17 protein-coding genes, 1 tRNA gene and 1 pseudogene are annotated in these 23,837 nt (G+C 34.3%); 9 read left to right on the top strand and 10 right to left on the bottom strand.

What is annotated here, in order from left to right:
* Nucleotides 1–128: 128 nt before the first annotated feature.
* Nucleotides 129–224, top strand: a pseudogene (locus NJT12_RS23270) (transcriptional regulator); the annotation flags it as partial.
* 51 nt (nt 225–275) lie between these two features.
* On the opposite strand, the gene NJT12_RS23265 reads toward NJT12_RS23270, so the two are convergent.
* The 9 genes from NJT12_RS23265 to NJT12_RS23225 all read right to left on the bottom strand — a co-directional run bounded on the left by NJT12_RS23265 (nt 276) and on the right by NJT12_RS23225 (nt 10,344).
* A complete protein-coding gene (locus NJT12_RS23265) occupies nt 276–1,334 on the bottom strand; it encodes a nucleotidyltransferase domain-containing protein (RefSeq protein ID WP_271338503.1) in 1,059 nt (352 codons plus the stop codon).
* A gap of 37 nt (nt 1,335–1,371) precedes the next feature.
* The gene (locus NJT12_RS23260) at nt 1,372–2,124 is read right to left on the bottom strand and encodes a restriction endonuclease (RefSeq protein WP_271338502.1); all 753 of its coding nucleotides are present in this window, start codon (nt 2,122–2,124) and stop codon (nt 1,372–1,374) included.
* Between the two features lie 31 nt (nt 2,125–2,155).
* Nucleotides 2,156–3,244 carry a hypothetical protein gene (locus NJT12_RS23255; RefSeq protein WP_271338501.1) on the bottom strand — a complete coding sequence of 363 codons (1,089 nt, stop codon included), beginning with the start codon at nt 3,242–3,244 and terminating at the stop codon, nt 2,156–2,158.
* Nucleotides 3,245–3,256: 12 nt separating this feature from the next.
* Nucleotides 3,257–4,006, bottom strand: coding sequence for a nucleotidyltransferase domain-containing protein (locus NJT12_RS23250; RefSeq protein WP_271338500.1), 750 nt, complete (start codon nt 4,004–4,006; stop codon nt 3,257–3,259).
* A 123-nt stretch (nt 4,007–4,129) separates the two neighbouring features.
* Nucleotides 4,130–4,930, bottom strand: a complete 801-nt coding sequence (locus tag NJT12_RS23245) for a TatD family hydrolase (RefSeq protein WP_271338499.1) — start codon at nt 4,928–4,930, stop codon at nt 4,130–4,132.
* 355 nt (nt 4,931–5,285) lie between these two features.
* Nucleotides 5,286–5,783: a hypothetical protein gene (locus NJT12_RS23240; protein WP_271338498.1), complete on the bottom strand. Its 498-nt coding sequence runs from the start codon at nt 5,781–5,783 to the stop codon at nt 5,286–5,288.
* A 272-nt stretch (nt 5,784–6,055) separates the two neighbouring features.
* Nucleotides 6,056–7,477, bottom strand: coding sequence for an RtcB family protein (locus NJT12_RS23235; RefSeq protein WP_271338497.1), 1,422 nt, complete (start codon nt 7,475–7,477; stop codon nt 6,056–6,058).
* Between the two features lie 265 nt (nt 7,478–7,742).
* Complete coding sequence (locus tag NJT12_RS23230) at nt 7,743–9,983, bottom strand: hypothetical protein (protein WP_271338496.1); 2,241 nt, start codon at nt 9,981–9,983, stop codon at nt 7,743–7,745.
* Between the two features lie 243 nt (nt 9,984–10,226).
* Nucleotides 10,227–10,344, bottom strand: a tRNA-OTHER gene (locus NJT12_RS23225).
* Between the two features lie 821 nt (nt 10,345–11,165).
* Between NJT12_RS23225 and NJT12_RS23220 the strand changes: the two genes are divergently transcribed.
* From NJT12_RS23220 to NJT12_RS23190, 7 genes are all read left to right on the top strand, one after another.
* Entirely contained in the window at nt 11,166–11,780 is a 615-nt protein-coding gene (locus NJT12_RS23220; protein WP_271338495.1) for an HD domain-containing protein, read from the top strand.
* Between the two features lie 264 nt (nt 11,781–12,044).
* Nucleotides 12,045–13,082 carry a helix-turn-helix transcriptional regulator gene (locus NJT12_RS23215; RefSeq protein ID WP_271338494.1) on the top strand — a complete coding sequence of 346 codons (1,038 nt, stop codon included), beginning with the start codon at nt 12,045–12,047 and terminating at the stop codon, nt 13,080–13,082.
* Nucleotides 13,083–13,303: 221 nt separating this feature from the next.
* A complete protein-coding gene (locus NJT12_RS23210; RefSeq protein ID WP_194615770.1) occupies nt 13,304–13,762 on the top strand; it encodes a MarR family winged helix-turn-helix transcriptional regulator in 459 nt (152 codons plus the stop codon).
* Between the two features lie 143 nt (nt 13,763–13,905).
* Complete coding sequence (locus NJT12_RS23205; RefSeq protein WP_271338493.1) at nt 13,906–16,296, top strand: 3-hydroxyacyl-CoA dehydrogenase/enoyl-CoA hydratase family protein; 2,391 nt, start codon at nt 13,906–13,908, stop codon at nt 16,294–16,296.
* Between the two features lie 188 nt (nt 16,297–16,484).
* On the top strand, nt 16,485–17,666 hold the full coding sequence (locus tag NJT12_RS23200; protein WP_271338492.1) for an acetyl-CoA C-acyltransferase: 1,182 nt from the start codon (nt 16,485–16,487) through the stop codon (nt 17,664–17,666).
* A gap of 133 nt (nt 17,667–17,799) precedes the next feature.
* Entirely contained in the window at nt 17,800–18,150 is a 351-nt protein-coding gene (locus tag NJT12_RS23195) for a four helix bundle protein (protein ID WP_271338491.1), read from the top strand.
* A 58-nt stretch (nt 18,151–18,208) separates the two neighbouring features.
* Nucleotides 18,209–20,014 carry an acyl-CoA dehydrogenase family protein gene (locus NJT12_RS23190; protein ID WP_271338490.1) on the top strand — a complete coding sequence of 602 codons (1,806 nt, stop codon included), beginning with the start codon at nt 18,209–18,211 and terminating at the stop codon, nt 20,012–20,014.
* Nucleotides 20,015–20,325: 311 nt separating this feature from the next.
* On the opposite strand, the gene NJT12_RS23185 is transcribed toward NJT12_RS23190, so the two are convergent.
* Nucleotides 20,326–22,338 carry a BCCT family transporter gene (locus NJT12_RS23185; RefSeq protein ID WP_271338489.1) on the bottom strand — a complete coding sequence of 671 codons (2,013 nt, stop codon included), beginning with the start codon at nt 22,336–22,338 and terminating at the stop codon, nt 20,326–20,328.
* 274 nt (nt 22,339–22,612) lie between these two features.
* Here NJT12_RS23185 and NJT12_RS23180 point away from each other — a divergent pair, with 274 nt between their 5' ends.
* A complete protein-coding gene (locus NJT12_RS23180) occupies nt 22,613–23,707 on the top strand; it encodes a glycoside hydrolase family 18 protein (protein WP_271338488.1) in 1,095 nt (364 codons plus the stop codon).
* Nucleotides 23,708–23,837: the final 130 nt, after the last annotated feature.

The following is a 23,837-nucleotide window of genomic DNA, read 5'->3' as shown; positions in this document are numbered from 1 at the left end:
TGAGAAAAGCAAATTTTTAAACTGAATAAACTTTTTTGTATTATTGTAATCTCTTTCAAAGTGGCACCATTTCAACCGAAATGGGTGGCACGGTCCGACCGAAATACCCAACAAGTACCACTTACGTAAATCCTCTTGATAGAGTTGTGGAGCTTCACAAACGTTTGGTTCAGGCTGAAAAAGAAAAGGTTGAGTATTTAGAAAAGTTGATGAAAGGGAGATAAGGTTTTCTTTTTCTTTATATATAAAATGCGCAACGGGAGTTGCGCATTTTTTTATTGGTATAATTCTTCACGAATTTTAATCAAAGTTTGAATTACTTTTTCTTCATCTGGTTTTTCAGGCAAAGTCGATGTTTGATAATGATTTTCGATTGAAGCGATTAAGTTATCTGCCATTTCAAGTAAATCATCGTATTCTTTATTTCCGGCTTTTATGTCTAATAATTCTTCCCGATTGGAAACTCTTATATTTAGTTTTCCTGTTGACAAAATTTGTTCCGCAGTTTGCAAAAGCCTGATCGTATGCATCATGTTTTTGCTGTCGTAATTTTTTCCGTGTTGTTGATTCGTGTTGTAACGATCTTCGTTTCGTTTCTCAATCCATGACCAATATTCATTATATTCTTTGCAATACTTAGAATATCCATCCTGATTGCACGACAAATAACCGATCAACTTTTCGTTTTTAGGAATTGATGAAAGCGAAACTTCATTAGAATTTTCTTTTTGAATAATTCCTTTGTAGCCTAAGCTTTTATCATCATCATAAAACAATGCAAACATTCCTTTTGAATTAGGCAAATTAACCAAACCGCATTGTTCCTGTTTTAAATTATTTTCTGCTAAAAAACTATTTGCAGCAACAGTTTCGTAACCTTTCAAAACATAACAAAAATCCAAAAGACTTTTCTTTTCCTTTGGCATTGGGTTTACGATTTTCTTGTTTAAACCTCTCGCCTTTTTGATTTGCGTTACGGCATATCCCGCAAAAGAATCTTTGCACAATTTAGACAGAAAATCTTCTATCTTCAATTTCTCCATCAACGGATGTTTGTACAAAATACAATCTTCCGGCGAAGCCAAAATTTCCAAAATATTAGGATTATTTTTTATCAGCAATTCTATAAAACGACCAATTTCATAATAAACCTCATCATTGGTTTCATTACTTATCTGCGGAATATAATCTAACCCAAAAAACTTTTCTTTTGGCAGATAATAAACGCCTTTGATATCAGTATCTGATGTTGGTGTGTTTAACCCAAAAGATTTACTTCCCGAGATTACTTCGAAAACGATTAGGTTTTGGGATTTTAGGGTTTGGATTGTCATTGTTAAAATTTCATTTCAATCAAATATTAAAAATAATTTAGGGACTAAACAAATTAAGACACTTCCAATCATTATTTAAATCTTCAGAAATTATATGCGCAATTTGCATAGAATCAAAAGTCATTACTTTATTTTTTTTTGCAAATTCAAGTGCAGGTTGAGTAAATCCTTTATGACTGAAGACAATCAAATGAAAAGCATTATGCCTAATCTTAAAATATTCAAGTTCATCAAATCTGATAAATAGAGAATCTCCTACTAATTTTCTTATTACAGGAGTATCAATTGATTTATTATAAAATTTAGTTTGAATCAACAAATAAATATCATCACTAAAAATTAATTTTGTAATGTTTTTAGAAAAATTAACTGTATAATTCCCTAATATATCGATTCCTTTATCATTTGAATTCCTAGTAACCTCAGTATCAATGCCTAAATCAGAAATAAATAATTTACAGAAATGTTCGTACAAAGTCCCTTTATTTTTTCTTTTCTCAATTTCTTCAAATATAGAACAAACTTCTTTATACTTTAATGTTACTAAAACATCACTAGAAACCTTTTTAACATAATATCCATCATATTCATCAAAAATTTCAATTTTTTTAAACGAATTCTCCTCATTAACATTTTCTATACAATTTATCAATCTCTTAAAATATTGAGTAGTACAATCACAATATTTTTCACAAGCTTCTTCTAAATCATATTCTGTAAAATTAAGATAAAATACTTCAAGTAAAACTTCATCAATTCTCTTTGAATTATCCCAATGATATGAAATCAATAAGTTTAGAATGTTTTTAGTAGAAAACAAATTATTCATCTGACATCTCAATAATATTAATATGTCTTATAACTTTTGTACTTATTTGTTTTAAGATATCCAAATAATCTTTTGACCAATCTGCTACACTTGGAAAAGATGATATTTTATCATTAACTAATTTTAAATCCGTTGCCCATTGTTCTTTATCTGATGTTATTTTTAGATTATTTTTTAAACTGACAAGACTAGTATCCGTATTTTGATCTAATATATCTTTTATAAAATGATTAAAATCTTCACTCGTTTTAATTTTCTTTGCATTGTCATTTATTACATCTCTAAATTGCTTTGTATTCAAACCTTGATTTAGAGCTTGTTTTACTAACGCAGGTATGTCACCAAGTATCTCCTCAAAATATTCGTCTTCGTTTTCGTCAAACTCTAGATTTTCTGGATTTAAACCTAGCAAACTTCTCACATTTGAATTTTTGTCGAAAGCTTCCAAGTAACCCCAATTTTCATCAGGTATTGGCTCAGCAATATATTCAATTCTTGAAAATATTTTATATCTAATAATTGAATCTCTAACATCTTTAATATTTAACCCTAATTCTGATGAAATCTTTTTATATACATCTTGAGCTTTGGAATTAGTAATATAGTCAGTAAATAATGCATTTAAATGTTTAGCTTTAGCAACAGGACTCCATTCTTTTACAACTGTAACATTTGCAATCCCCTGTGTTATTCTAACTTGTTTACTAAATTCTTCTTTGGATTCATCTTTTTCTCTTTCAGCAATTAATACTGGAATTACTGTATCAAGATCATATCCTTCAATTTTGCTTGATTTTAAGCATGCAATTCTCGTATTTCCTTCAACAACCACAAAATTAAATTCTCCCTTTTTAGACTCAAGAATAGTTGATTTATCATGATTCGCAATTTTTTGTATCACAATTCGATTAACCCATTTAATATCTTCTCGCATACTATTCAATAGTTCTTTTGATTCTTTAGATATCAACATATGATTAATTAATGTTTCTTGGTCAAATGTTTTGTTAGTTGTAAATCTAGGATTGAATGGATCAATCATAATTTCTTTTAAAGAAACCTCTTCTGGACGTAATTTCATAAACTTTTATTTTTAATTATTTATCATTTTTCTAAAAAACAGATCCAACTCCTCATTCAACTTTTTACTACTTCCCACCTTACTCGCATTGTCCTGATTAAACTTCACTGTTTCCAATAAAAAATCAGTTATTAAAACTTCTTTTGGGTGCAAATACTTTTCGTCTTGGTTGGCTTTTATTTCTTGTAATTCTATTATTTTTTCTTGTATGTTTTGTGGGGCGATTTGCAATAAATCAGCAAAAGCAACGGGTGGAAAAGTATTATTTTCTATAATCCATTTTCCAGCTAAAGCAGTTCTTAAGGCGTAGAAATAACTTTTTAGTTTTACTTCTTCCATTTCGCAAACATCCATGAAATTTTTTGTCGTTCCTAAATAGTGATGTAAAACCGCTATTGGCGAAAAACATTCTACGGCTAAGTCCTGCATTTGTTTTGCAAAATCATTATTTGCATAATACACTACAGGCGAAAACAACCACTCGATCAAAGGTGCGTTAGATTTTGCTAATAACTTTACGGCTTTCCGTAAATCCCAACCAGAACCGTCAAGATCATCATCGGTCATGAATTCGATTACGTCTGGTTTTTCCCAAAGCGATAAGTAATAATCGGGTTCGTGTTTGTATATAAAACGGATATCATAATCGCTGTCCGGAGAAGCAAATCCCCAGGCGCGACTTCCTGATTCTACAGCAAAAAGTATTTCTACATTTTTCTGTATTTCTATTTCTTTTAATTTTTGAAGTATTTTTTCTTTCATGATTGGTTTCAAATATAAATAAACAAAAAGCCTTTAAACTCAGTAAATATACCTGATTTAAAAGCCAACAAATAAAATCCTAACAACAATACCTAACAGGTTTTTGAAACCTGTTAGAAAACGCTAGATTCCAAAAAAGTCTTTAGCATTTTTCGACGTTTCCTCCGCGACTATAATTCCTGAAATTCCTTTAAACTGTGCAACTGTTGCTGCAACAAAAGGCAGAAAAGCAGGTTCACAACGGCGTTCGTGGTATTTTTTCAGGAGATTGTTTGGTACGTTTTTCGGCAGCATAAATGGCGCATCTGTTTCGATCATCATTCGGTCCAGCGGTACATATTGTATCACTTCTTTTAAATGCTCAAATCGTTTACTGTCGGATATTGCTCCGGTAAAGCCAAGGTAGAATCCGGTATCGAGATAGGTTTTGGCTTCTTGCAAACTTCCTGTAAAACAGTGTACGACGGCTTTTGGCAATTGTGGTAAATAGTCTTTTGTCATCTCCATAAACTTATTAAAAGCCGCTCTTTCGTGCAAAAACAAAGGTTTTTGAACTTCGATCGCCAATTCTAATTGGGCTTTGTAACAGGTTTCCTGCATGTTTCTGGGCGAAAAGTCACGATCAAAATCCAGTCCGCACTCACCTACTGAAACTACGTGTTTCTGTTTTAATAAATTTCTTAGTTTCGAGATGCTTTGCGCATCAAAACTCTTCGCATCATGCGGGTGAATTCCTGCCGTGGCATATAATATTCCAGGATATCCTTTTGCTATTTGAGCAGAAGCTTCGCTGTTTTTTACGCTTGTTCCGGTAAGTATCATTTGCGATACATCGGCATCTAAAGCGTTTTGTATGACATCGTCTATGTCGTTTTGGAATTGTTTATTAGTTAAATTAATTCCTATGTCTATATATTGTTTCATTTTTTTTGTTTTTTGCCACTAAAGGCGCTATTTTTATTTTGCCACTAAGGCGCTAAGGCACACAGTTTTTTACTTGGTTTGTTTTGCCACGAAGGCGCTAAGACACAAAGTTTTTTATTTTTGGTGTGTTTTTAATCTCGCAATGACTCGGAGCCGCAAAGTTTTTTACAAAAAGTTTGTCATTTCGACAGAGGAGAAATCGCACTAGAAATTCCGCAACGTGAATTGCTAATCTTTGTCGAGTCACTTGATGAGATTTGCTTTGCCTGTTCGCTGTCGCTCGAGTCTCCTCTGTCGAAATGACACAAAATGAGGAAAAACCTTTGAGCCTTTGTAACTCTGTCCTTTGAACCTTTTAATTCTCATAAAGCCATTTTTGGGCTGTTACTATAACTTGTTGTTCGACAGTATCCAGAGTAACATCTTTATAATACCAATTCACTTTACCTACTATCAAATCATTCCAAGCATCATCAAGAACATATAAATCGATTATGTCTTGGTCTACAGTAAAGTCGCAATACAAATACAGCATTCTTTTCAGGTTGCCTCTCACATCATCATACTTTACTACTTTATTTAGAAAATATCTTATATGACTTTTTTGAGATTCCACTTTATTTTTTGTCGTTAGGTTCAATTCTGAGAGCACGGCTTCGAGATAAGGCCGAACTTCATCACAATCAATTGGCTTATAGAAACAAGCCAAGTTATAAATAGCTTCACTCTCATAACCTGAATTGATTAGTTCGATCGCCCAATCTTCGATTAGATCGATATTGAGATATTTATAAAAATGAAAAGTCAGGATGTAATCTGTGAGTATTTCAAAATCTCTGTTTAGTATTTCCATGTTTGTTTGTTTTTAAACGGCAAAGGCGCAAAGTTTCTTGTTTCACGCAGATTTAAAAAGATTTAAGCAGATGTTCGCAAATTATTCTAAAAAAATCTAATTTAAATCTGCCGGAATCTTTTTAAATCTGCGTGAAAAATTATTTGCTCACTTTGCGTATCCCAATAACTATTGGAATTGCGATCTTTGCGGTTAAAATTACTACAAAGTATTAGCTTCTCTGCAATGCGCCTCTACACTGAAAACTGTGACCGAGACTGACCACTAAAAAATTAGTCTTCCCGACTTCCGTCATCCGCCATTCTTACCAATTTTGGAGTGAACTTCGCTACGACATCAACCAAATCCTGTTGTGCTTCCATCACCTGATTGATATCTTTATACGCCATTGGGGCTTCGTCAAGACCTGCACCAATAAGCGTAACGCCGTGATCTCTCAAGATAGTTTGCATCTCGGTTTTGGTGATGCTTTTTATGGCTTTTGTTCGGCTCATTTGTCTTCCTGCTCCGTGCGAAGCCGAGTTTATAGCGTTCTCCTCGCCTTTTCCTCTCACCAAAAATCCCGGTGCGGTCATACTTCCCGGAATGATTCCCATAACGCCTTTTCCGGCTGGGGTTGCTCCTTTTCTATGTACGATTACTTCCTCGCCGTTCCAGATTTCTTTCCAGGCAAAATTATGGTGGTTTTCGACTTTGGCTAAAATAGTTGCTCCTAAAGCGCGTTCCATTTTGTTATGGATGATCTCATGACAAGCCGATGCGTAATCTCCCGCCAAATTCATCGCCATCCAGTATTCCTGACCCAATTGTGAGTTCATATCAAGATATGCTAAATTTTTAGCGACTTCCGGAAGTTTACAAACATCTTTTGCCATTTTTGTATAATGTCCGGCAATCGTTGCGCCCATTCCGCGTGAACCTGAGTGTGTTAACAAAGCAACATATTTACCTTTCGGGATATTCAAAACCGCATCGTCTTTTGCAAATTCCATGATTCCGAATTCGACAAAGTGATTTCCACCACCTGAAGATCCTAATTGCGACCAGGCTTTATCTTTTAAATGTTTCACAAACGGAGTCATATTAAAAGCATCGTTTTCTAAAACCGCATGATCTGATTTATATTGACCCTGAAATCCGTGTCCGGCTCCAAAAACCGAATTAGCAACTAATTCTTTTTTGAATTTGGCTTCATTTTCAAAGTAAAAATCCTCTGCAATATCATAAACCGATAAAGCCATTCGACAACCAATATCAACACCAACACCATACGGAATAATAGCATTTTTAGTGGCTAAAACTCCGCCTATCGGCAATCCGTAACCTTGATGCGCATCAGGCATTAAAGCTCCTGCAACGGTAACGGGCAATTGCATGGCAACTTCCATTTGTTTTCTGGCTCCGTCTTCGATACCTTCTAATCCGTAAGCCGAATAAGCATTCGGGTTTTGGTTTAAAGGAATGAAATCTTCCGGTTTTTCATTTGCTTTTTCGATCAAAGCAATTGCCAGTTTGCTAAAAATAGCGTCATCTATATAATTTTCCGGAGTTGCTAAAACATTCTTGAAATTAGTCATCATTTCATCACGTTTCAACCCGTGTCTTTTACTGTTTATTCTTAATGCGATTCCGATTGCTTTTCCTTCCGGGAATCCTAATTCAATTATATCTGTACCGTTTATTTGTGTATTCATGATTTTTTATTTTTAAGGGGCAAAGTTCCATAGGTTCATAGGTGCAAAGGTTTTACATTAGTGCGCAGTTATTTTGCGTACTTTTTATTTCACACAGATTTTACAGATTTGAGCAGATCTAAAAAAGATTTTTATAAATAATCTGCCTCATCTGCTGAGATCTTTTTAAATCTGCGTGAAACAAAAACTTTGTGAAGACGCACTGCAGTGCGCCTCTACAAAAAACCTTTGAACCTTTGTCCCTTTGCACCTCTGAACCTTTTCTCTAATCAATTAATAATTGCGTAACTGCCGCAGCATTTATCGCCCATTTTGCATCGTAAATCTCATCGGCATTTTGATCTTCGGTGATGGTTAAACCCTGGGCTTCTGCTTTGAGTTGTAACAAACTACCAATATTCAATTTGCTGCTTAGTTTTGCCAACATTGCCTGAACTCCTTTAAAATCCAAACCTTGCACAACTTGCCCTCCAAAGGTCATCTCTAACCAAACGATTTCTCTTTTGGCAACATCCAACACTCCAAAAACCAAACCTTTGGCAACATTTTGCGTCACACGAACCTGATGATCTACACAAGACGGATCGTATGCAACTCCGGTTTTTTCGGAGATTTTCATTGGGTGTTTACTATTCATCCAACCTACAATAAGATTTGGCGTGATACTTCCGTTGCTAAAAGCATTGCAGGTAAAAGTTACAAATTTGGCGTTGGCTTTCGCCAAGTCATCAATGTTGATGTTGATGTATTCTGCCGTTCCAATTTTAGCCGGAATACTTCTGATATCACCGCTATGTTGACAACCTGTTGTTTCCAATCGGCTGTACGAACAGATATCTGCTTTATCTTCGTAGGCTATATGACAGCTCAAATCCATATCCAGGTGTTGTGCAGGCAAGTCTTTACCCCATTGCATGAACAACCGCACTTCGTTACCTTCAATCGGGAAACGTGTTCCCATTAAGGCAACCGGTAAATCCTGAACAGTCTCGCTTCGATCTCCTATAGAAACTGGCATATTAAACAATTGCGAATCGATATAGATCGTTTTATTCGGGTTTGCAATTGCTGCAAATCTCTTTTTCATGGCCAATAAACACAACTCTTCGATTTGATTTTTCATCGCTTCTAATTGCGCGTCGTCGTACAAATTCAATAAACCATTTGGTGCAATTCGTTTGTTTGTTCCGCCCAAAGGTTTCACGCTTCTTTGCATGTTTTTATCAAAATAATTTTGAGCATACATGTTTAATGTAAATACCAATCTTGCCGGAACTTTATCGATAATTTCTGTAAAATGCGCCACAGTTTCGTCTGCACCAAACCAAAGCATATTCGAGAATAAAGAACGTGCAAACAATCCCGGACGTTGTTTTAATAATGCAAATGTTTTATCAGCATCAAATTTCAATCTTGATGTGTTTACTTTGCTTTGCCAAACATCGTACACCTGATTGTAAAACACATCCATCAAAAAAGCCAATTTTTCAAAGCCTTTTCTTTTACTGTATTCTGCCAAACGTAACGCTCTGATAAAACGAACCCAGATTCCTCTTTTTGGGTGCATGATTTCGCAGATTGTCTCCACATCCATACCCAGATTATTCAACCAATTGGCCACCATTAAACATTCTTTTCGGGAATATTTAAGTTTCAACTCTTTTGTCGCTGCGATTTTAGATTGCGCACTCGCATCTAAGAAACCAACAAAATGCTGGGCATTTTTTGATGTTCTTTTGATAATCGTTTTTGGCTCGATAATTTGCAGCAATCCTGTATTCTTGAACCATAAATATCTTAGGATATCGGTTGGAGATTTAAAATACTGAGAAGCCTTTTCGGACTTACCTTCTTCGATTAAAACATCGATTACCAAAATCAAAGTTTCTTTGATGGCAATATCTGTTTTTGGCAAAGGCAAATATTTTAATGCGATTTTTAAACTATCTGCTTGTGTAGCGTCAAGAGCGGTTTTAGATTGTAATAACGATTTATAGAAATCTTCTAATTCTGTTTCTGTCCATAAATCCAATACTTTTAATTTACTTCCTTGTCCGTAATTTTCGATTTTACCAAATTCAAACGGAGTTCCGCAGAATGGGCAACCATTGTATCGTTCTAAAGGAAAAGTATTGTTTGGGATAATATGTCCGCATTGCAAAGTTGTTCCGTTATTCGTTTTAAAAACGTTGGCAAAAAAAGTTGCAACATGATCCAAAACAGTTTCTCCGGTTGGAATATGCCATTCTTTTACCAAAGGTGTCCAGTTTTTATCTGTTCCTAAAACTTCCTTTAGAACGTCTAAAACTTCTATTTTATAATTTGGGTTTATATTATTTAAAGCGTGTAATAACGATTCAGAAAATGTAAATCCAAGTTTCGAAACATTGGCTACTAAAACCGATGTTGATCCTGATAATTTTTTAATATCATTCGCGATCATCGCTGATGGAATGAAAATAGCGTTTTGACGCAAACTGATTTTTAATAATTCTTGTGTTTTCATTTTTTTATTTTTTAAAATTTAGATAATGGTGTTTCTGATTCTACCAAAAAGATTTGAAGTAAGAGACACTTGACCTGAAATTGGAGTGTAATTGATGAACTGTTTTATCAGATGGGTTTCCCCTAAGAAGTAAGTTAATCTTGACCCTCGTTTTTTTTTTATTAATGATGATTTTAAAACTTTGTTCGGATTCGAACCGAAATTAGCCGTGTTCTGAAGTAAGTTTTAATTGACCATTAATTGTGAAGCAGATGGGATTCGAACCCACGACCCGGACATTAAAAGTGTACGAAGTAAGTTTTGATTGACCTTTTTTGGATAATTACAAAACTACCTGCTCTAACCGCTGAGCTACCGCTTCATTTTAAATTGTGTTAACCGGTAATGGTGTAAGTAGTACGTTGGAAAGTTTTAGAAGTAACTTAAACTTGACCTTGTTAACCCAATTTTTTATTTCAATGAACTTGTTTTTATTTCTTAAGCAAAGATTTCAAAACTACTGCGCAATTATTCTGCGCAGTATAAAATTCTTTTTTGTGACCCTGATGAGATTCGAACTCATATTCCCTTTCGGGCATTGCGGCTCTAAATACGCTTCCCTACTTTCCCTAACGATTTCGGTGCTTCTGTAAATTCTACCCATTAGTCCGCTCGGGTCTAACCGGAATATCCGCAAACTCTATAGTCAGTAATTTTTCTATAGGCTTTTCCTTTTAAGCTACAAGGTCTTTCGTTTTGACATTACAAAGATTTCAGAACTACTACGCAATTATTTTGCGCAGTAAAAAAAGAATTTTATATTTGAATACATATTTATTTAGCAAAATCGTGTAAGCCCTATTAAGGACGGCACATTTATGGATTTTTTTAGATTTAATAAAACCAATAAAGTCCCAGAGGGACGAAATATTTATAGCAATTTTCCAAAAGCATTTCAAGAACCCCAGCAGGGTGACATATTTTATTGATAAAACATAAAAGCCGAAGTATCGCACCGCTGGAGCTTTTGATTCTCTTCTAATAAATTGCTCTGCATATTTCGCTCCGATGTAGCTTAATGCCGAACAATGTGAAATTAGCTATAAACATATTGCTCCGGTGGAGCTAATTACAACTCGAAATATAATTGTCTATAAATATTACGCTCCCGTAGACTTAACAGAAGATTAAACAAAAAAACATATGAATTTACAGAAAATTTATTCTGAATTACTCACAAATATTGGCTTTTCAGCAAATGAAATTCAACAGAATTGGACTGATTTAGAAAAGGCTTATTCCAATAAATCAAGACATTATCATAATCTAAAGCATTTAGAAGATATGATCGAATGTTATGAAACCTACTTTGACAAACTCAAATTGCCAAACGAAGTATTATTCTCTATTTTCTATCACGATTACATTTATAAGAGCAGTAAAAAAGACAATGAACTTAAAAGTGCTGAATTTACTTTGTCTATTTTACCCGAAAATATCCAACTGGATAAACAATTGGTTTTTGATGCAATTTGTGCGACGCAACAACATCAGCACAATATAATTGAGGACATTAATTGGTTAATAGATTTTGATTTGAAAATTCTCGCCCGCGATTGGGAAGAGTATAAAATCTATTTTGAACAAATCAGAAAAGAATATAGTATTTATCCTGATTTCCTCTACAAACCCGGAAGAGCGAAAGCTTTGAAACATTTTCTGGAGAATGAATTTATTTTTCAGACGGAAGATTTTAGGGATTTATATGAAGAGAAAGCGCGATTCAATATTGAAAAGGAAATTTTATTATTGACGTAGATATTCCCGTTGTTAAACCTGACAGGTTTAAAAAACCTGTCAGGTTTGCTGAGAGGAATTAATTGTGGTTACGATGTGTTAGACGCACTGCTGTGCGTCTCTACGATAATAGGAACGAGAAAATTGGAATAAAAAAATTTAATAAAATAACGCAAAGTTTTGTTTCACGCAGATTTAGGAGATTTTTATCCTTTTAATCTTTTAATCTGTGGCATTAAAAAAACTTAGTGTCTTAGAGCCTTTGCGGCAAAAAAAACAAAAATTATGTCACAAAACAAAAATGCCCTAATACGGTACAAAACCATTGACAAATGCCTGCAGAATAAATACAGACAATGGACTTTAGACGATTTAATAGAATGCTGTTCTGAAGCTTTGTTTGAATATGAAGGCCGCGAAAACCCAATTAGCAAACGAACAATCCAAATGGATATTCAGCTAATGCGAAGTGAAAAACTGGGTTATAATGCGCCAATCGTAGTTTACGATAAAAAGTATTATAAATATGAAGACGAAGAATTTACGATAACTGATATTCCGCTGACGGAAACGGATATGAATGTTTTGACAGAAACGGTTTCGATGCTGAAACAGTTTAAGGATTTCTCTTTGTTTAGCGACGTATCGGATATTCTGCAGCGTTTAGAAGATAAAATCTATTCTGAGAAATCGCATACCAAACCGGTTATTTATCTGGATAAAAATGAAGGATTAAAAGGTTTGCATTATCTGGATGAAGTATATCAGGCAATTATCAAGAAGATTGTTTTGGTGATTACGTATAAGTCTTTTAAATCGCGAGAGGAAAGCAAATTTCATTTTCATCCTTTTATCTTAAAGGAATTCAATAACAGGTGGTTTTTGATAGGAAAGAAAAAAGGTTCTCAGCCCATTAGTAATTTGGCTTTGGACAGGATTATAGCGATAGATTATGATTTTAATCTTCCTTATTTAGAAGAAGATTTTGATGCGGAACTCTTTTATAAAAATGTAATTGGTGTGACTGTAAACACAGGTTTGCAGCCCAGAAAAATCGAACTTTGGATAGACGCTATAAACGCACCTTATGTTTTAACCAAACCTTTGCACAATACTCAAAGATTAATTAAGGAAAATGAGGACAAAAGTATTATCGTGCATTTGTTGATTTCTCCTAATTACGAAATGGAGCGTATTCTATTGGGCTTTGGTGACGGAATCGAAGTTTTGAAGCCTGAAAACTTACGAAATCGTATGAAAAAGACCCTCGAGAAAGCATTTTCACGATATCAGCCTGAAAATAATACTGAATTAAACTCATGATTTTTTACAAAATGCAGAATTAAATCATAATTTAAAACCATAAAACGATTTTTACAGCATAAAATTTGTTAAAATCTCAAAAAAGAATAGTATATTTCAATTAAAATTAAACCATAAACCGCTCTAAATCAGAGATATTTTTTTACTAACCAAAAATTTATCATAAATTAATATGCATGCATAGTATTTTTTGATTATATTTGAAATCGATATAGTTACATATGAAAGAGAAAACAATAGATTATATTTTAAGAGCTACCTGGCAGGCTGTATCAAGAATGTACAATGAAGAAGCTGCGAAATACGATGCTACAATGGCCACCGGATTTGCACTTTTGAGTATTGACAAAGAAGAAGGAACTCCGTCTACCGCTTTAGGACCAAGAATGGGAATGGAAGCTACAAGCCTGACAAGAACACTAAAATCGATGGAAGATAAAGGTCTTATTGTTCGCAAAAAAAACCCAACAGATGGCCGCGGTGTTTTGATATACCTAACCGAGTTTGGAAAAGAAAAAAGAGATTTATCTAAAAATACGGTTCTGAAATTTAATGAAACAATTAGAAAACATGTTTCTGATGAAAAACTGAAACATTTTATTGAAGTTTCTGAAATCATCAATGAATTAATTCAGGACAAAAACATATTTAATCAAACAGAAAAATTAGAAAAAGAATAGACTAGAATATTTTTTATAAAGGTCTATTTCAAATTCAAATAAAAAACAAAATATTAACTCTATGAAATCGCCCACATTATTTTTTTTTCCAAATAATAAAAAGGCGATAACATATTTGACCAATAGAAATAAAATTAACAAATATGAAACGCACAATTAAAAAAGTTGCTGTAATTGGATCCGGAATTATGGGTTCAGGAATAGCTTGTCATTTTGCCAATATTGGTGTTGAAGTTTTACTGCTTGACATCGTACCACGCGAGTTGACAGAAGCTGAAACTAAAAAAGGATTAACGCTTGAAAGTAAAGTTGTTCGCAACCGAGTTGTAAACGAGCACTTGGCGAATTCATTAAAATCGAAACCATCCCCTATTTACAGTCAAAAATTCGCAAACAGAATTACGACTGGAAATACTACTGATGATATAGCAAAAATTGCTACTGTAGACTGGATTATTGAGGTTGTAGTAGAGCGTTTGGATATTAAGAAACTAGTATTCGAACAAATCGAGAAATTCCGTAAACCAGGAACTTTGGTTACTTCGAACACTTCTGGTATTCCAATTCATTTTATGAGCGAAGGAAGAAGCGAAGATTTTCAACAACACTTTTGCGGAACTCACTTTTTTAACCCTGCGCGTTACTTAAAGTTATTTGAAATTATTCCTGGTCCAAAAACTTCTACTGAAGTATTGGATTTCTTAAACGAATACGGATCTAAATTTTTAGGAAAAACTTCTGTTGTTGCTAAAGATACTCCGGCGTTTATTGGAAACAGAATTGGTATTTACGGGATTCAGAGTTTATTCCACTTGGTAAAAGAAATGGGATTAACGATCGAAGAAGTTGATAAATTGACTGGTCCTGTAATTGGTCGTCCAAAATCAGCTACTTTCCGTACGGTTGACGTTGTTGGATTGGATACTTTGGTACACGTTGCCAATGGTATTTATGAGAACTGCCCGACAGACGAACAACACGAATTGTTTAAACTTCCTGATTTCATCACAAAAATGATGGAGAACAATTGGTTAGGAAGTAAAACAGGACAAGGTTTCTACAAAAAAGTAGACAAAGATATTCTTACGCTGGACTTAGATACTTTAGAATATCGTGCTGCTAAAAAAGCAAACTTCGCTACACTTGAACTTACAAAAACTATTGATAAACCTATCAACCGTTTTAAAGTTTTGGTAAAAGGAAAAGACAAAGCGGGAGAATTTTACCGTAAAAGCTTTGCCGGAATGTTTGCTTATGTATCGAACAGAATTCCTGAAATCTCAGACGAATTATATAAAATTGATGATGCGATGAAAGCCGGTTTTGGATGGGAAAATGGTCCATTTGAAATTTGGGACGCCATAGGTGTTGCAAACGGAATCGAAATCATGAAAGCAGAAGGTTTAGAGCCAGCTGCATGGGTAAACGAAATGTTAGCTTCCGGAAGCGAAAGTTTCTACTCTGTAAAAGAAGGAGCAACTTATTTCTATAACATTCCAACAAAATCACAAACTAAAGTTCCGGGACAAGATTCATTCATTATCCTGAACAACATTCGCGAAAGCAAAAAAGTTTGGAGCAATAGTGGTGCAATTATCCAAGATCTTGGAGATGGAATTTTGAACTTAGAATTCCAATCAAAAATGAATACAATTGGCGGCGACGTACTTGCTGCTATCAATAAAGCAATCGACTTATCTGAAAAAGAATATCAAGGTTTAGTTATTGGAAACCAGGCAGCGAATTTCTCTGTTGGGGCAAATATCGGAATGATTTTCATGATGGCAGTTGAGCAGGAATACGACGAGTTGAACATGGCAATCAAAATGTTCCAGGACACAATGATGCGCGTTCGTTACTCTGGAATTCCCGTTGTAGTAGCACCTCACGGAATGACTTTTGGCGGTGGATGCGAAATGAGCTTACACGCTGATAAAGTGGTTGCTGCTGCAGAAACTTACATGGGATTGGTTGAGTTTGGTGTTGGTGTACTTCCTGGTGGTGGTGGATCTAAAGAAATGGCTTTGAGAGCTTCTGACTTATTCCATAAAAATGATGTGGAATTGAATGTCCTTCAAGAGTATTTCTTAACTATCGCTATGGCAAAAGTGTCAACTTCTGCTTACGAAGCTTTTGACAATGGACTTTTACAACACGGTAAAGATATTGTAGTAGTAAACAAAGATCGTCAGATTGCTGAAGCTAAAAAACATGCATTATTAATGGCTGAAGCTGGTTATACACAACCTATCAGAAGAACTGATGTTAAGGTTTTAGGAAAACAAGCTCTTGGGATGTTCTTAGTTGGAACAGATCAAATGGAAGCTGGAAAATACATTTCTGAGCACGATAAAAAAATCGCTAACAAATTGGCTTACGTAATGGCTGGTGGTGATTTATCTGAAGCGACTTTAGTATCTGAACAATATTTATTAGATATCGAACGTGAAGCTTTCTTGAGTTTATGTACAGAACGTAAGACTTTAGAGAGAATTCAGTACATGTTGACAAAAGGAAAACCACTTAGAAATTAGAGAATAGAACAAAGAAAATAGAACAAAGAGAATAGAATATAGATTTCAGACTTGGTAAAGTCTATTCTCTATACTCTATCTTCTATACTCTTAAAAAATAGAACAAAGAAAAAAGAATATAGATTTTGAGACCAAGTAACAGTCTATTTTCTATACTCTATTTTCTATAATCTTAAAAAAGAAAACAAATGAAAACAGCATATATAGTAAAAGCTTACCGTACTGCGGTAGGAAAAGCACCAAAAGGGGTTTTTAGATTTAAAAGACCTGATGAATTAGCTGCAGAAACCATTCAGTTTATGATGGCTGAATTGCCTGATTTTGACAAAAAACGTATCGATGACGTGATGGTAGGAAATGCCATGCCGGAAGCAGAACAAGGTTTGAACGTTGGACGTTTGATATCTCTTATGGGATTAAAAGTGGAAGATGTTCCTGGTGTAACCGTAAACCGTTATTGCGCATCTGGACTTGAAACTATCGGAATGGCAACTGCAAAAATCCAATCAGGAATGGCAGATTGTATCATCGCCGGTGGTGCAGAAAGTATGAGTTTTATTCCGATGGGAGGTTACAAACCAACTCCGGATTATAAAGTTGCTGCTGCAGGTCACGAAGATTATTACTGGGGAATGGGTTTAACTGCTGAAGCGGTTGCCAATCAATATAAAATATCCAGAGAAGATCAGGATGAGTTTGCTTATAACTCTCATATGAAAGCCTTGAAAGCGCAAGCTGAAGGGAAATTCGATAAACAAATCGTTCCTATTACTGTTGAGCAGACTTTCGTTAATGAAAATGGTAAAAAAGAAACTAAATCATACGTTGTAAAACAAGACGAAGGTCCACGTGCCGGAACTTCTGTTGCTGCATTGTCAGGACTAAGACCGGTTTTTGCTGCTGACGGAAGTGTAACTGCCGGTAACTCTTCTCAAATGAGTGATGGTGCCGCTTTTGTTTTAATCATGAGCGAGGATATGGTAAAAGAATTAAACCTTGAGCCTATTGCAAGACTGGTAAACTTTGCTTCTTCTGGTGTTGAACCAAGAATCATGGGTATTGGTCCTGTAAAAGCAATTCCAAAGGCGTTGAAACAAGCTGGTTTAGAGTTGAAAGATATTGACTTAGTTGAATTAAACGAGGCTTTTGCTTCTCAATCTTTGGCTGTAATCCGTGAGTTAGGCTTAAATCCTGATATCGTAAACGTAAACGGTGGAGCTATTGCTTTAGGTCACCCTCTGGGTTGTACCGGAGCTAAACTTTCAGTTCAGTTATTCGACGAGATGAAACGAAGAGGTAATAAATACGGAATCGTTTCTATGTGTGTGGGAACTGGACAAGGTTCTGCAGGGATTTACGAGGTTCTTTAAGAAGAGAATAGAAAATAGAGTATAGAATAAAGAGATAGATGTTTTTTAAATGAAAGAGACAAGAATAAAGATTTATTAAAAGTAATAAAAAACTTACTTTTAAGTTCTTAGTTTCTTATCTTGGTCAAAAAACATGAGACATAATTATAAGAATTTGAAGATTTGGCAAATGGGAATTTCAATTGCTAATGATATTTCAGATTTATTGCTAGACTTTCCGAAACATGAAAGGTATGATTTAAGTTCACAAATAAGCAGATGTTCTGTTTCAATGCCTAGTAATATAGCTGAAGGTTCATCAAGAACTGATAAATCTTTCAGTCATTTTTTAGATATTTCTCTAGGTTCTTCATTTGAATTAATAACACAATTATTAATTGCAAAGTATAGAAAACATATAAACGAAACACAATTTAACCAATTAGAAATTAAAATAGAAGAATTTCAAAGAATGACAATGGGCTTCCAAAACGGATTAAAATAACGTTCAGTCTAAAATCTATTCTCTTTATTCTATTTTCTTTTCTCTAAAAAAAATAAAAATGGCAGATACAATCGAAAAAAACGTAACCCGTGGTGGTCAGTTTTTAGTTAAAGAAACAAAATGCGAAGATATCTTTACACCAGAAGATTTTTCGGAAGAGCAATTAATGATGCGTGACTCTGTAAAGGAGTTTGTAGACAAAGAAATTTGGCCTAACAAAAATCGTTTTGAGAAAAAAGATTACGCCTTTACAGAAGAAAGCATGCGTAAAGCTGGTGAACTGGGACTTCTAGGAGTTGCTGTTCCTGAAGAATACGGCGGATTAGGAATGGGATTTGTATCTACAATGTTAGTTTGCGATTACATTTCTGGCGCTACAGGATCTTTCTCTACTGCTTTTGGTGCTCATACAGGAATTGGAACTATGCCAATTACACTTTATGGTACTGAAGAACAAAAGAAAAAATACGTTCCTAAATTGGCTACAGGCGAATGGTTTGGAGCTTATTGTTTGACTGAGCCAGGTGCAGGTTCTGATGCAAACTCAGGAAAAACGAAAGCTGTTTTATCTGAAGACGGAAAATACTACTCTATTACAGGACAAAAAATGTGGATTTCGAATGCAGGTTTCTGTAGCGTTTTCATCGTTTTTGCCCGTATTGGAGATGATAAAAATATTACAGGTTTCATCGTAGAAAATACTGCTGATAACGGAATTTCTATGAATGAAGAAGAGCATAAATTAGGAATCCGTGCTTCATCTACACGTCAGGTTTTCTTCAACGATACGAAAGTTCCTGTTGAAAACATGTTGTCTGAAAGAGGAAACGGTTTCAAAATTGCAATGAACGCTTTGAACGTTGGTCGTATTAAATTAGCAGCAGCATGTCTTGATGCTCAAAGAAGAGTAACTTCCGGAGCTGTAAAATATGCTAATGAAAGAATCCAATTCAACACACCAATTTCAAGCTTTGGAGCTATCCGCTATAAATTAGCAGAAATGGCTACAAGCGCTTACGCAGGTGAAAGTGCTTCTTACCGTGCAGCAAAAAATATCGAAGACAGAATTATCGCACGTGAAGCTGAAGGAACAACTCATCAGGAAGCTGAACTAAAAGGTGTTGAAGAATATGCTATCGAATGTTCTATCCTTAAGGTTGCTGTTTCTGAAGATGTTCAGAATTGTGCTGACGAAGGAATTCAGATTTTTGGTGGAATGGGATTCTCAGAAGATACTCCAATGGAAAGTGCCTGGAGAGACGCTCGTATTGCCCGTATTTACGAAGGTACAAATGAAATTAACAGAATGCTTTCTGTGGGAATGTTAATCAAAAAGGCAATGAAAGGTCATGTTGATTTATTAGGACCTGCGATGAAAGTTTCTGAAGAATTAATGGGTATCCCATCTTTTGACACTCCTGATTTCTCTGAATTATTTGCTGAAGAAAAAGCGATTGTTGCCAACCTGAAAAAAGTTTTCTTAATGGTTGCAGGAAGTGCAGTTCAAAAATATGGTCCGGATTTAGATGCTCACCAACAGTTATTAATGGCTGCTTCTGATATCTTAATCGAAATCTATATGGCTGAAAGTACTATTCTTAGAACTGAAAAATTAGCTAAAAATCAAGGTGAAGATAAAGTACAAGAGCAAATTGCTATGGCAAAATTGTACTTGTATAAAGCAGTAGATATTGTAACTCAAAAAGGAAAAGAAGGAATTATTTCTTTTGCCGAAGGTGACGAACAACGTATGATGTTAATGGGATTACGTCGTTTTACAAAATACACTAATATGCCAAATGTAGTGGCATTGAGAGAAACAATTACCAATAAATTAGTTGCAGAAAACGAATACTGCTTCTAATATAAAAATAGTTTTTAGCTTTTAATTTGTTTAAACCCGCACTTATCCGAAACAGTGCGGGTTTATTTTTTTATTTTTAACCTTAAAGTATTTTACCAGATAAGTTATATAAGTTCACTTAAAAAATGAGAATGCTGTTTATCTTTTATTACGTCATTATATAACCCCACCTAAATTTATATTTAAAGTACACCACTTGTATTTTCTTATACAAATAATTATAAGTTGCACAGCTTATTAAAACACAATACTTACGTTATCTTATATAACTAACATAGTTTAAAACACGTACAGTCAGATTTTTTTTACAATTAACTATTAGGTTTCATAATTAAATCGTGATCGCCCTCGGAACTAAGATTTAGAAAACGTTCGTATTCTCTTAAAACATCTGATATAATTCCATCCTTAGTCAAGTATTGAATATCATATCCTTTACGGTGGTCTCCAAAATAAGTAATCGGTTCAAAAACAAATTCCTTATCTATATCAGGAGTATTTTTCTCGTTCAGTAATGTTTCAGAAACAGTTTGAGGTTGCGCCATTACACCATATTTAAAATTTCGCAATTGATCGTATTTTATCTCTAACTCAATAGCTTGTTGTGGCGAAGAAAAAGTATTTATATGAGCTTCAATATTATTCTTCGCTAATTCCACCAATAATTCTTCAAAAGCCTTTTTCACCGTTTCATTTAGAAATTTATGAATGTCTTTCTTTTTAGAAACCGTTACAATCTTTTCTAAATGTTCTTTCCAATTGCTATTGTTCCAATTTAGGCTTCCGTGTGAATATTTTTTCTCACTATATTCACTATCAACAACCAATGCTTTCCACAAATTATAACATAATAACGCCATAATAATTCCAAAAGGCAAAGCAGTAATCAATGTCATTGTCTGCAAAGAAGCCAAACCTCCGGAATGTAATAAACTTAGCGATAAAAGCGATAATAAAACACCCCAAAAGACACTTTGCCACTTCGGAAAACTTACGGCTCCTTTTGATGCAATACCATTCATTATAAAAATTCCAGAATCTGCTGACGTGATAAAAAACACACAAATAATCAAAATCGACAAGATATTCAAAAAGGTAGTAAAGGGAAAATAGGTAAAGAAATTAAATAATAATGTATCCGGATTTTTAGCAAACTCGCTCAAAGCTCCATGTGCTATATGTTCATCAATCCATACCGCACTACTTCCAAAAACGGTCATCCATAGAAAATTAAAAAAAGCTGGAATAAATAATACAGCCAGAATAAACTCCCTTATAGTTCTTCCTTTAGAAATTTTTGCAATAAATAATCCAACATAAGGCGCCCATGAAATCCACCAGGCCCAATATAGAATAGTCCACTTTGAAAACCATTCCTGGCTTCCTTTTTCATAAGCATACGTATTAAAAGTAAGCGAAATAAAATGACTTATATAATGTCCCAAACCTTCAGTAAATGTACTTAAAATGTATATCGTTGGCCCAAAAACAAGTATAAACAACATTAACAAAACGGCCATAATAATGTTTAATTCACTTAATTTCTTAACCCCTTTTCCTAAACCAGAAATAGCAGAAGAAACTGCAATTACCATCACTACCAAAACTATAATAATCTGATAATTAAAACTGGATTCAGGTATTATATGAAGACTTAATAATCCTGCACTTAATTGAACAACGCCAAAACCAAGCGTCGTAGCGATTCCAAAAAAGGTACTGCACAAACCAAAAACATCAACAATATTCCCAAACTTTCCGTGAATTCTATTTTTTAAAATCGGGTAAAATCCGCTTCGGATTGCAAGAGGCAAATTATGTCTATAAGCAAAATACGCCAGTGACAGCCCAACTACCCCATATATCGACCAAGCATGAAAACCCCAATGAAAAAAGGTATACAATTGCGCTTCTTTTGCCCGTAAATTATCTGCTAAATTAGCATTGGCCGGCGTTGCATAATGTGACATAGTTTCTCCTACCCCAAAATACATCAAACCAATTCCCATTCCGGCGGCAAAAAGCATCGCTACCCAGGAAAAAAAAGAATATTCAGGCTCTGAATCGTCTGCACCTAATTTAATCTTACCAAATTTACTTATTGCCAATGTGATCAAAAACAGCACAAAAACTGTCACCAGCAATACATAAAGCCAGCTTAAATTCTTGAATATTATTTCTTTTACAATATTAAGTGCCTGCTCTGTATCCTTCGAAAAAAAAACACAAAATAATGATATTGCAATAATTATAGCTAAACTGGGTAATGCAACTGATTTTGTAAAATTGGTTTGAAAGACACTTGAGCTTTTAGTTTTATTCATGGTAAAATTGTTTGTCACTTATTATCAAAAGTTGTTCTGAATCTTAGATTCAGATAAAGGAGTTTTTTTTTATTATAAAAATAACTTTGATAATCTATATAGAGATGTATTGTAAATTTAGTCAAAAAGAAAAAAAAATCCTATTTAAACACAATAAACTTGATTTTTGCAACCAGAAACGTAACAAATCAGCTTAAGACTGTTTGCCAATTTAGTTCATATTTCATTCGAAAAGTTCTATATTTAGCATTCTAAAAACTTTAAAAAACATAAAATGAAACAAATTAACCTGATTGCCCTGATTTTATTGTGCAGCTTTACGTCAAGTACATTTGCACAAAAAAACAAAAAGATGGACATCATTGCTTATTATACAGGCGATGATAAACTCATTAACGATTACGAAGTAAACAAGTTAGATCAGATTATCTTTAGTTTTTGTCACTTAAAAGACGGAAAACTAAGCGTTGATTCTCCTAAAGATTCAACTACAATTAAACATTTAGTTTCTTTGAAAGCATCTAATCCACAGCTTAAAATTCTTCTTTCGCTTGGTGGTTGGGCAGGTTGTGAGCCTTGTTCAGCGGCATTTTCTACAGCTGAAGGAAGATTGACTTTTGCTAAATCAGTAAAGGAAGTAAGCAATTATTTTAAAGTGGATGGTTTAGATTTAGATTGGGAATATCCGGCAATTGAGGGACTGCCAGGACATTTATACCAAGCTGCTGACAAACCTAACTTTACAGAATTGATCAAAATTTTACGTTCTACTTTAGGCAAAAAATATGAATTGAGTTTTGCTGCAGGAGGCTTCCAAAAATATTTAGATGAATCTGTTGACTGGAAAGCTGTTGCTCCACTAGTAAATCGTATCAACATTATGAGCTACGATTTAGTAAACGGATATTCTACGGTTACAGGACATCATACTCCTTTGTACAGTACAAATCCTAAAGAAGAATCGACAGACAGAGCTGTTGAATTTTTATTAAAGCAAGGGATTCCTGCTGAAAAATTAGTTATTGGCGGTGCATTTTATACCAGAACCTGGAAGAATGTAGAAAACGTAAACAATGGTTTATATCAGGCAGGAGAACACATTCAGGGTGTTTCTTTCAAAAGCTTTGCAGACACTTATACAGAAGCAAATGGCTGGAAATATTTCTGGGATGATAAAGCTAAAGCTGCTTACTGGTACAATGAGAAAGAAAAAACATTTGCAACGGGAGACAACTTAACTTCTATAAAAGCAAAAGCTGAATATGCCAAAGCTAAAAAACTGGGCGGAATCATGTTCTGGGAACTTCCTTTGGATACGCCTCGTGACGGTATGGTTGATGCTATTTATAAAGTTAAAACAGCTAAATAAATCATTTAAAAAAAACAATAAAAAAGAGGCTGTCCGAAAAGTAATTTCGGGCAGTTTTTTTTTGTTTTACACATTGATTTTTCTTATATTTAAGTACTAAAATCAATGATTATGCAGCCAGTTTTTAAGC

The sequence above is a fragment of the Flavobacterium azizsancarii genome (genome assembly GCF_027980145.1).
GTDB classification, from domain to species: domain Bacteria; phylum Bacteroidota; class Bacteroidia; order Flavobacteriales; family Flavobacteriaceae; genus Flavobacterium; species Flavobacterium azizsancarii.
Note: the sequence above shows the minus strand (reverse complement) of the source record. Positions and strands in the feature narration are given on the sequence as shown.

What these genes read in the sequence shown, in the direction of transcription:
- NJT12_RS23265 (WP_271338503.1), bottom strand. Translation starts at nt 1,334, where the DNA reads ATGACAATCCAAACCCTAAAATCCCAAAACCTAATCGTTTTCGAAGTA.
- NJT12_RS23245 (WP_271338499.1), bottom strand. Translation starts at nt 4,930, where the DNA reads ATGAAACAATATATAGACATAGGAATTAATTTAACTAATAAACAATTC.
- NJT12_RS23185 (WP_271338489.1), bottom strand. Translation starts at nt 22,338, where the DNA reads ATGAATAAAACTAAAAGCTCAAGTGTCTTTCAAACCAATTTTACAAAA.
- NJT12_RS23240 (WP_271338498.1), bottom strand. Translation starts at nt 5,783, where the DNA reads ATGGAAATACTAAACAGAGATTTTGAAATACTCACAGATTACATCCTG.
- NJT12_RS23210 (WP_194615770.1), top strand. Translation starts at nt 13,304, where the DNA reads ATGAAAGAGAAAACAATAGATTATATTTTAAGAGCTACCTGGCAGGCT.
- NJT12_RS23220 (WP_271338495.1), top strand. Translation starts at nt 11,166, where the DNA reads ATGAATTTACAGAAAATTTATTCTGAATTACTCACAAATATTGGCTTT.
- NJT12_RS23250 (WP_271338500.1), bottom strand. Translation starts at nt 4,006, where the DNA reads ATGAAAGAAAAAATACTTCAAAAATTAAAAGAAATAGAAATACAGAAA.
- NJT12_RS23205 (WP_271338493.1), top strand. Translation starts at nt 13,906, where the DNA reads ATGAAACGCACAATTAAAAAAGTTGCTGTAATTGGATCCGGAATTATG.
- NJT12_RS23200 (WP_271338492.1), top strand. Translation starts at nt 16,485, where the DNA reads ATGAAAACAGCATATATAGTAAAAGCTTACCGTACTGCGGTAGGAAAA.
- NJT12_RS23230 (WP_271338496.1), bottom strand. Translation starts at nt 9,983, where the DNA reads ATGAAAACACAAGAATTATTAAAAATCAGTTTGCGTCAAAACGCTATT.
- NJT12_RS23190 (WP_271338490.1), top strand. Translation starts at nt 18,209, where the DNA reads ATGGCAGATACAATCGAAAAAAACGTAACCCGTGGTGGTCAGTTTTTA.
- NJT12_RS23215 (WP_271338494.1), top strand. Translation starts at nt 12,045, where the DNA reads ATGTCACAAAACAAAAATGCCCTAATACGGTACAAAACCATTGACAAA.
- NJT12_RS23255 (WP_271338501.1), bottom strand. Translation starts at nt 3,244, where the DNA reads ATGAAATTACGTCCAGAAGAGGTTTCTTTAAAAGAAATTATGATTGAT.
- NJT12_RS23180 (WP_271338488.1), top strand. Translation starts at nt 22,613, where the DNA reads ATGAAACAAATTAACCTGATTGCCCTGATTTTATTGTGCAGCTTTACG.
- NJT12_RS23195 (WP_271338491.1), top strand. Translation starts at nt 17,800, where the DNA reads ATGAGACATAATTATAAGAATTTGAAGATTTGGCAAATGGGAATTTCA.
- NJT12_RS23235 (WP_271338497.1), bottom strand. Translation starts at nt 7,477, where the DNA reads ATGAATACACAAATAAACGGTACAGATATAATTGAATTAGGATTCCCG.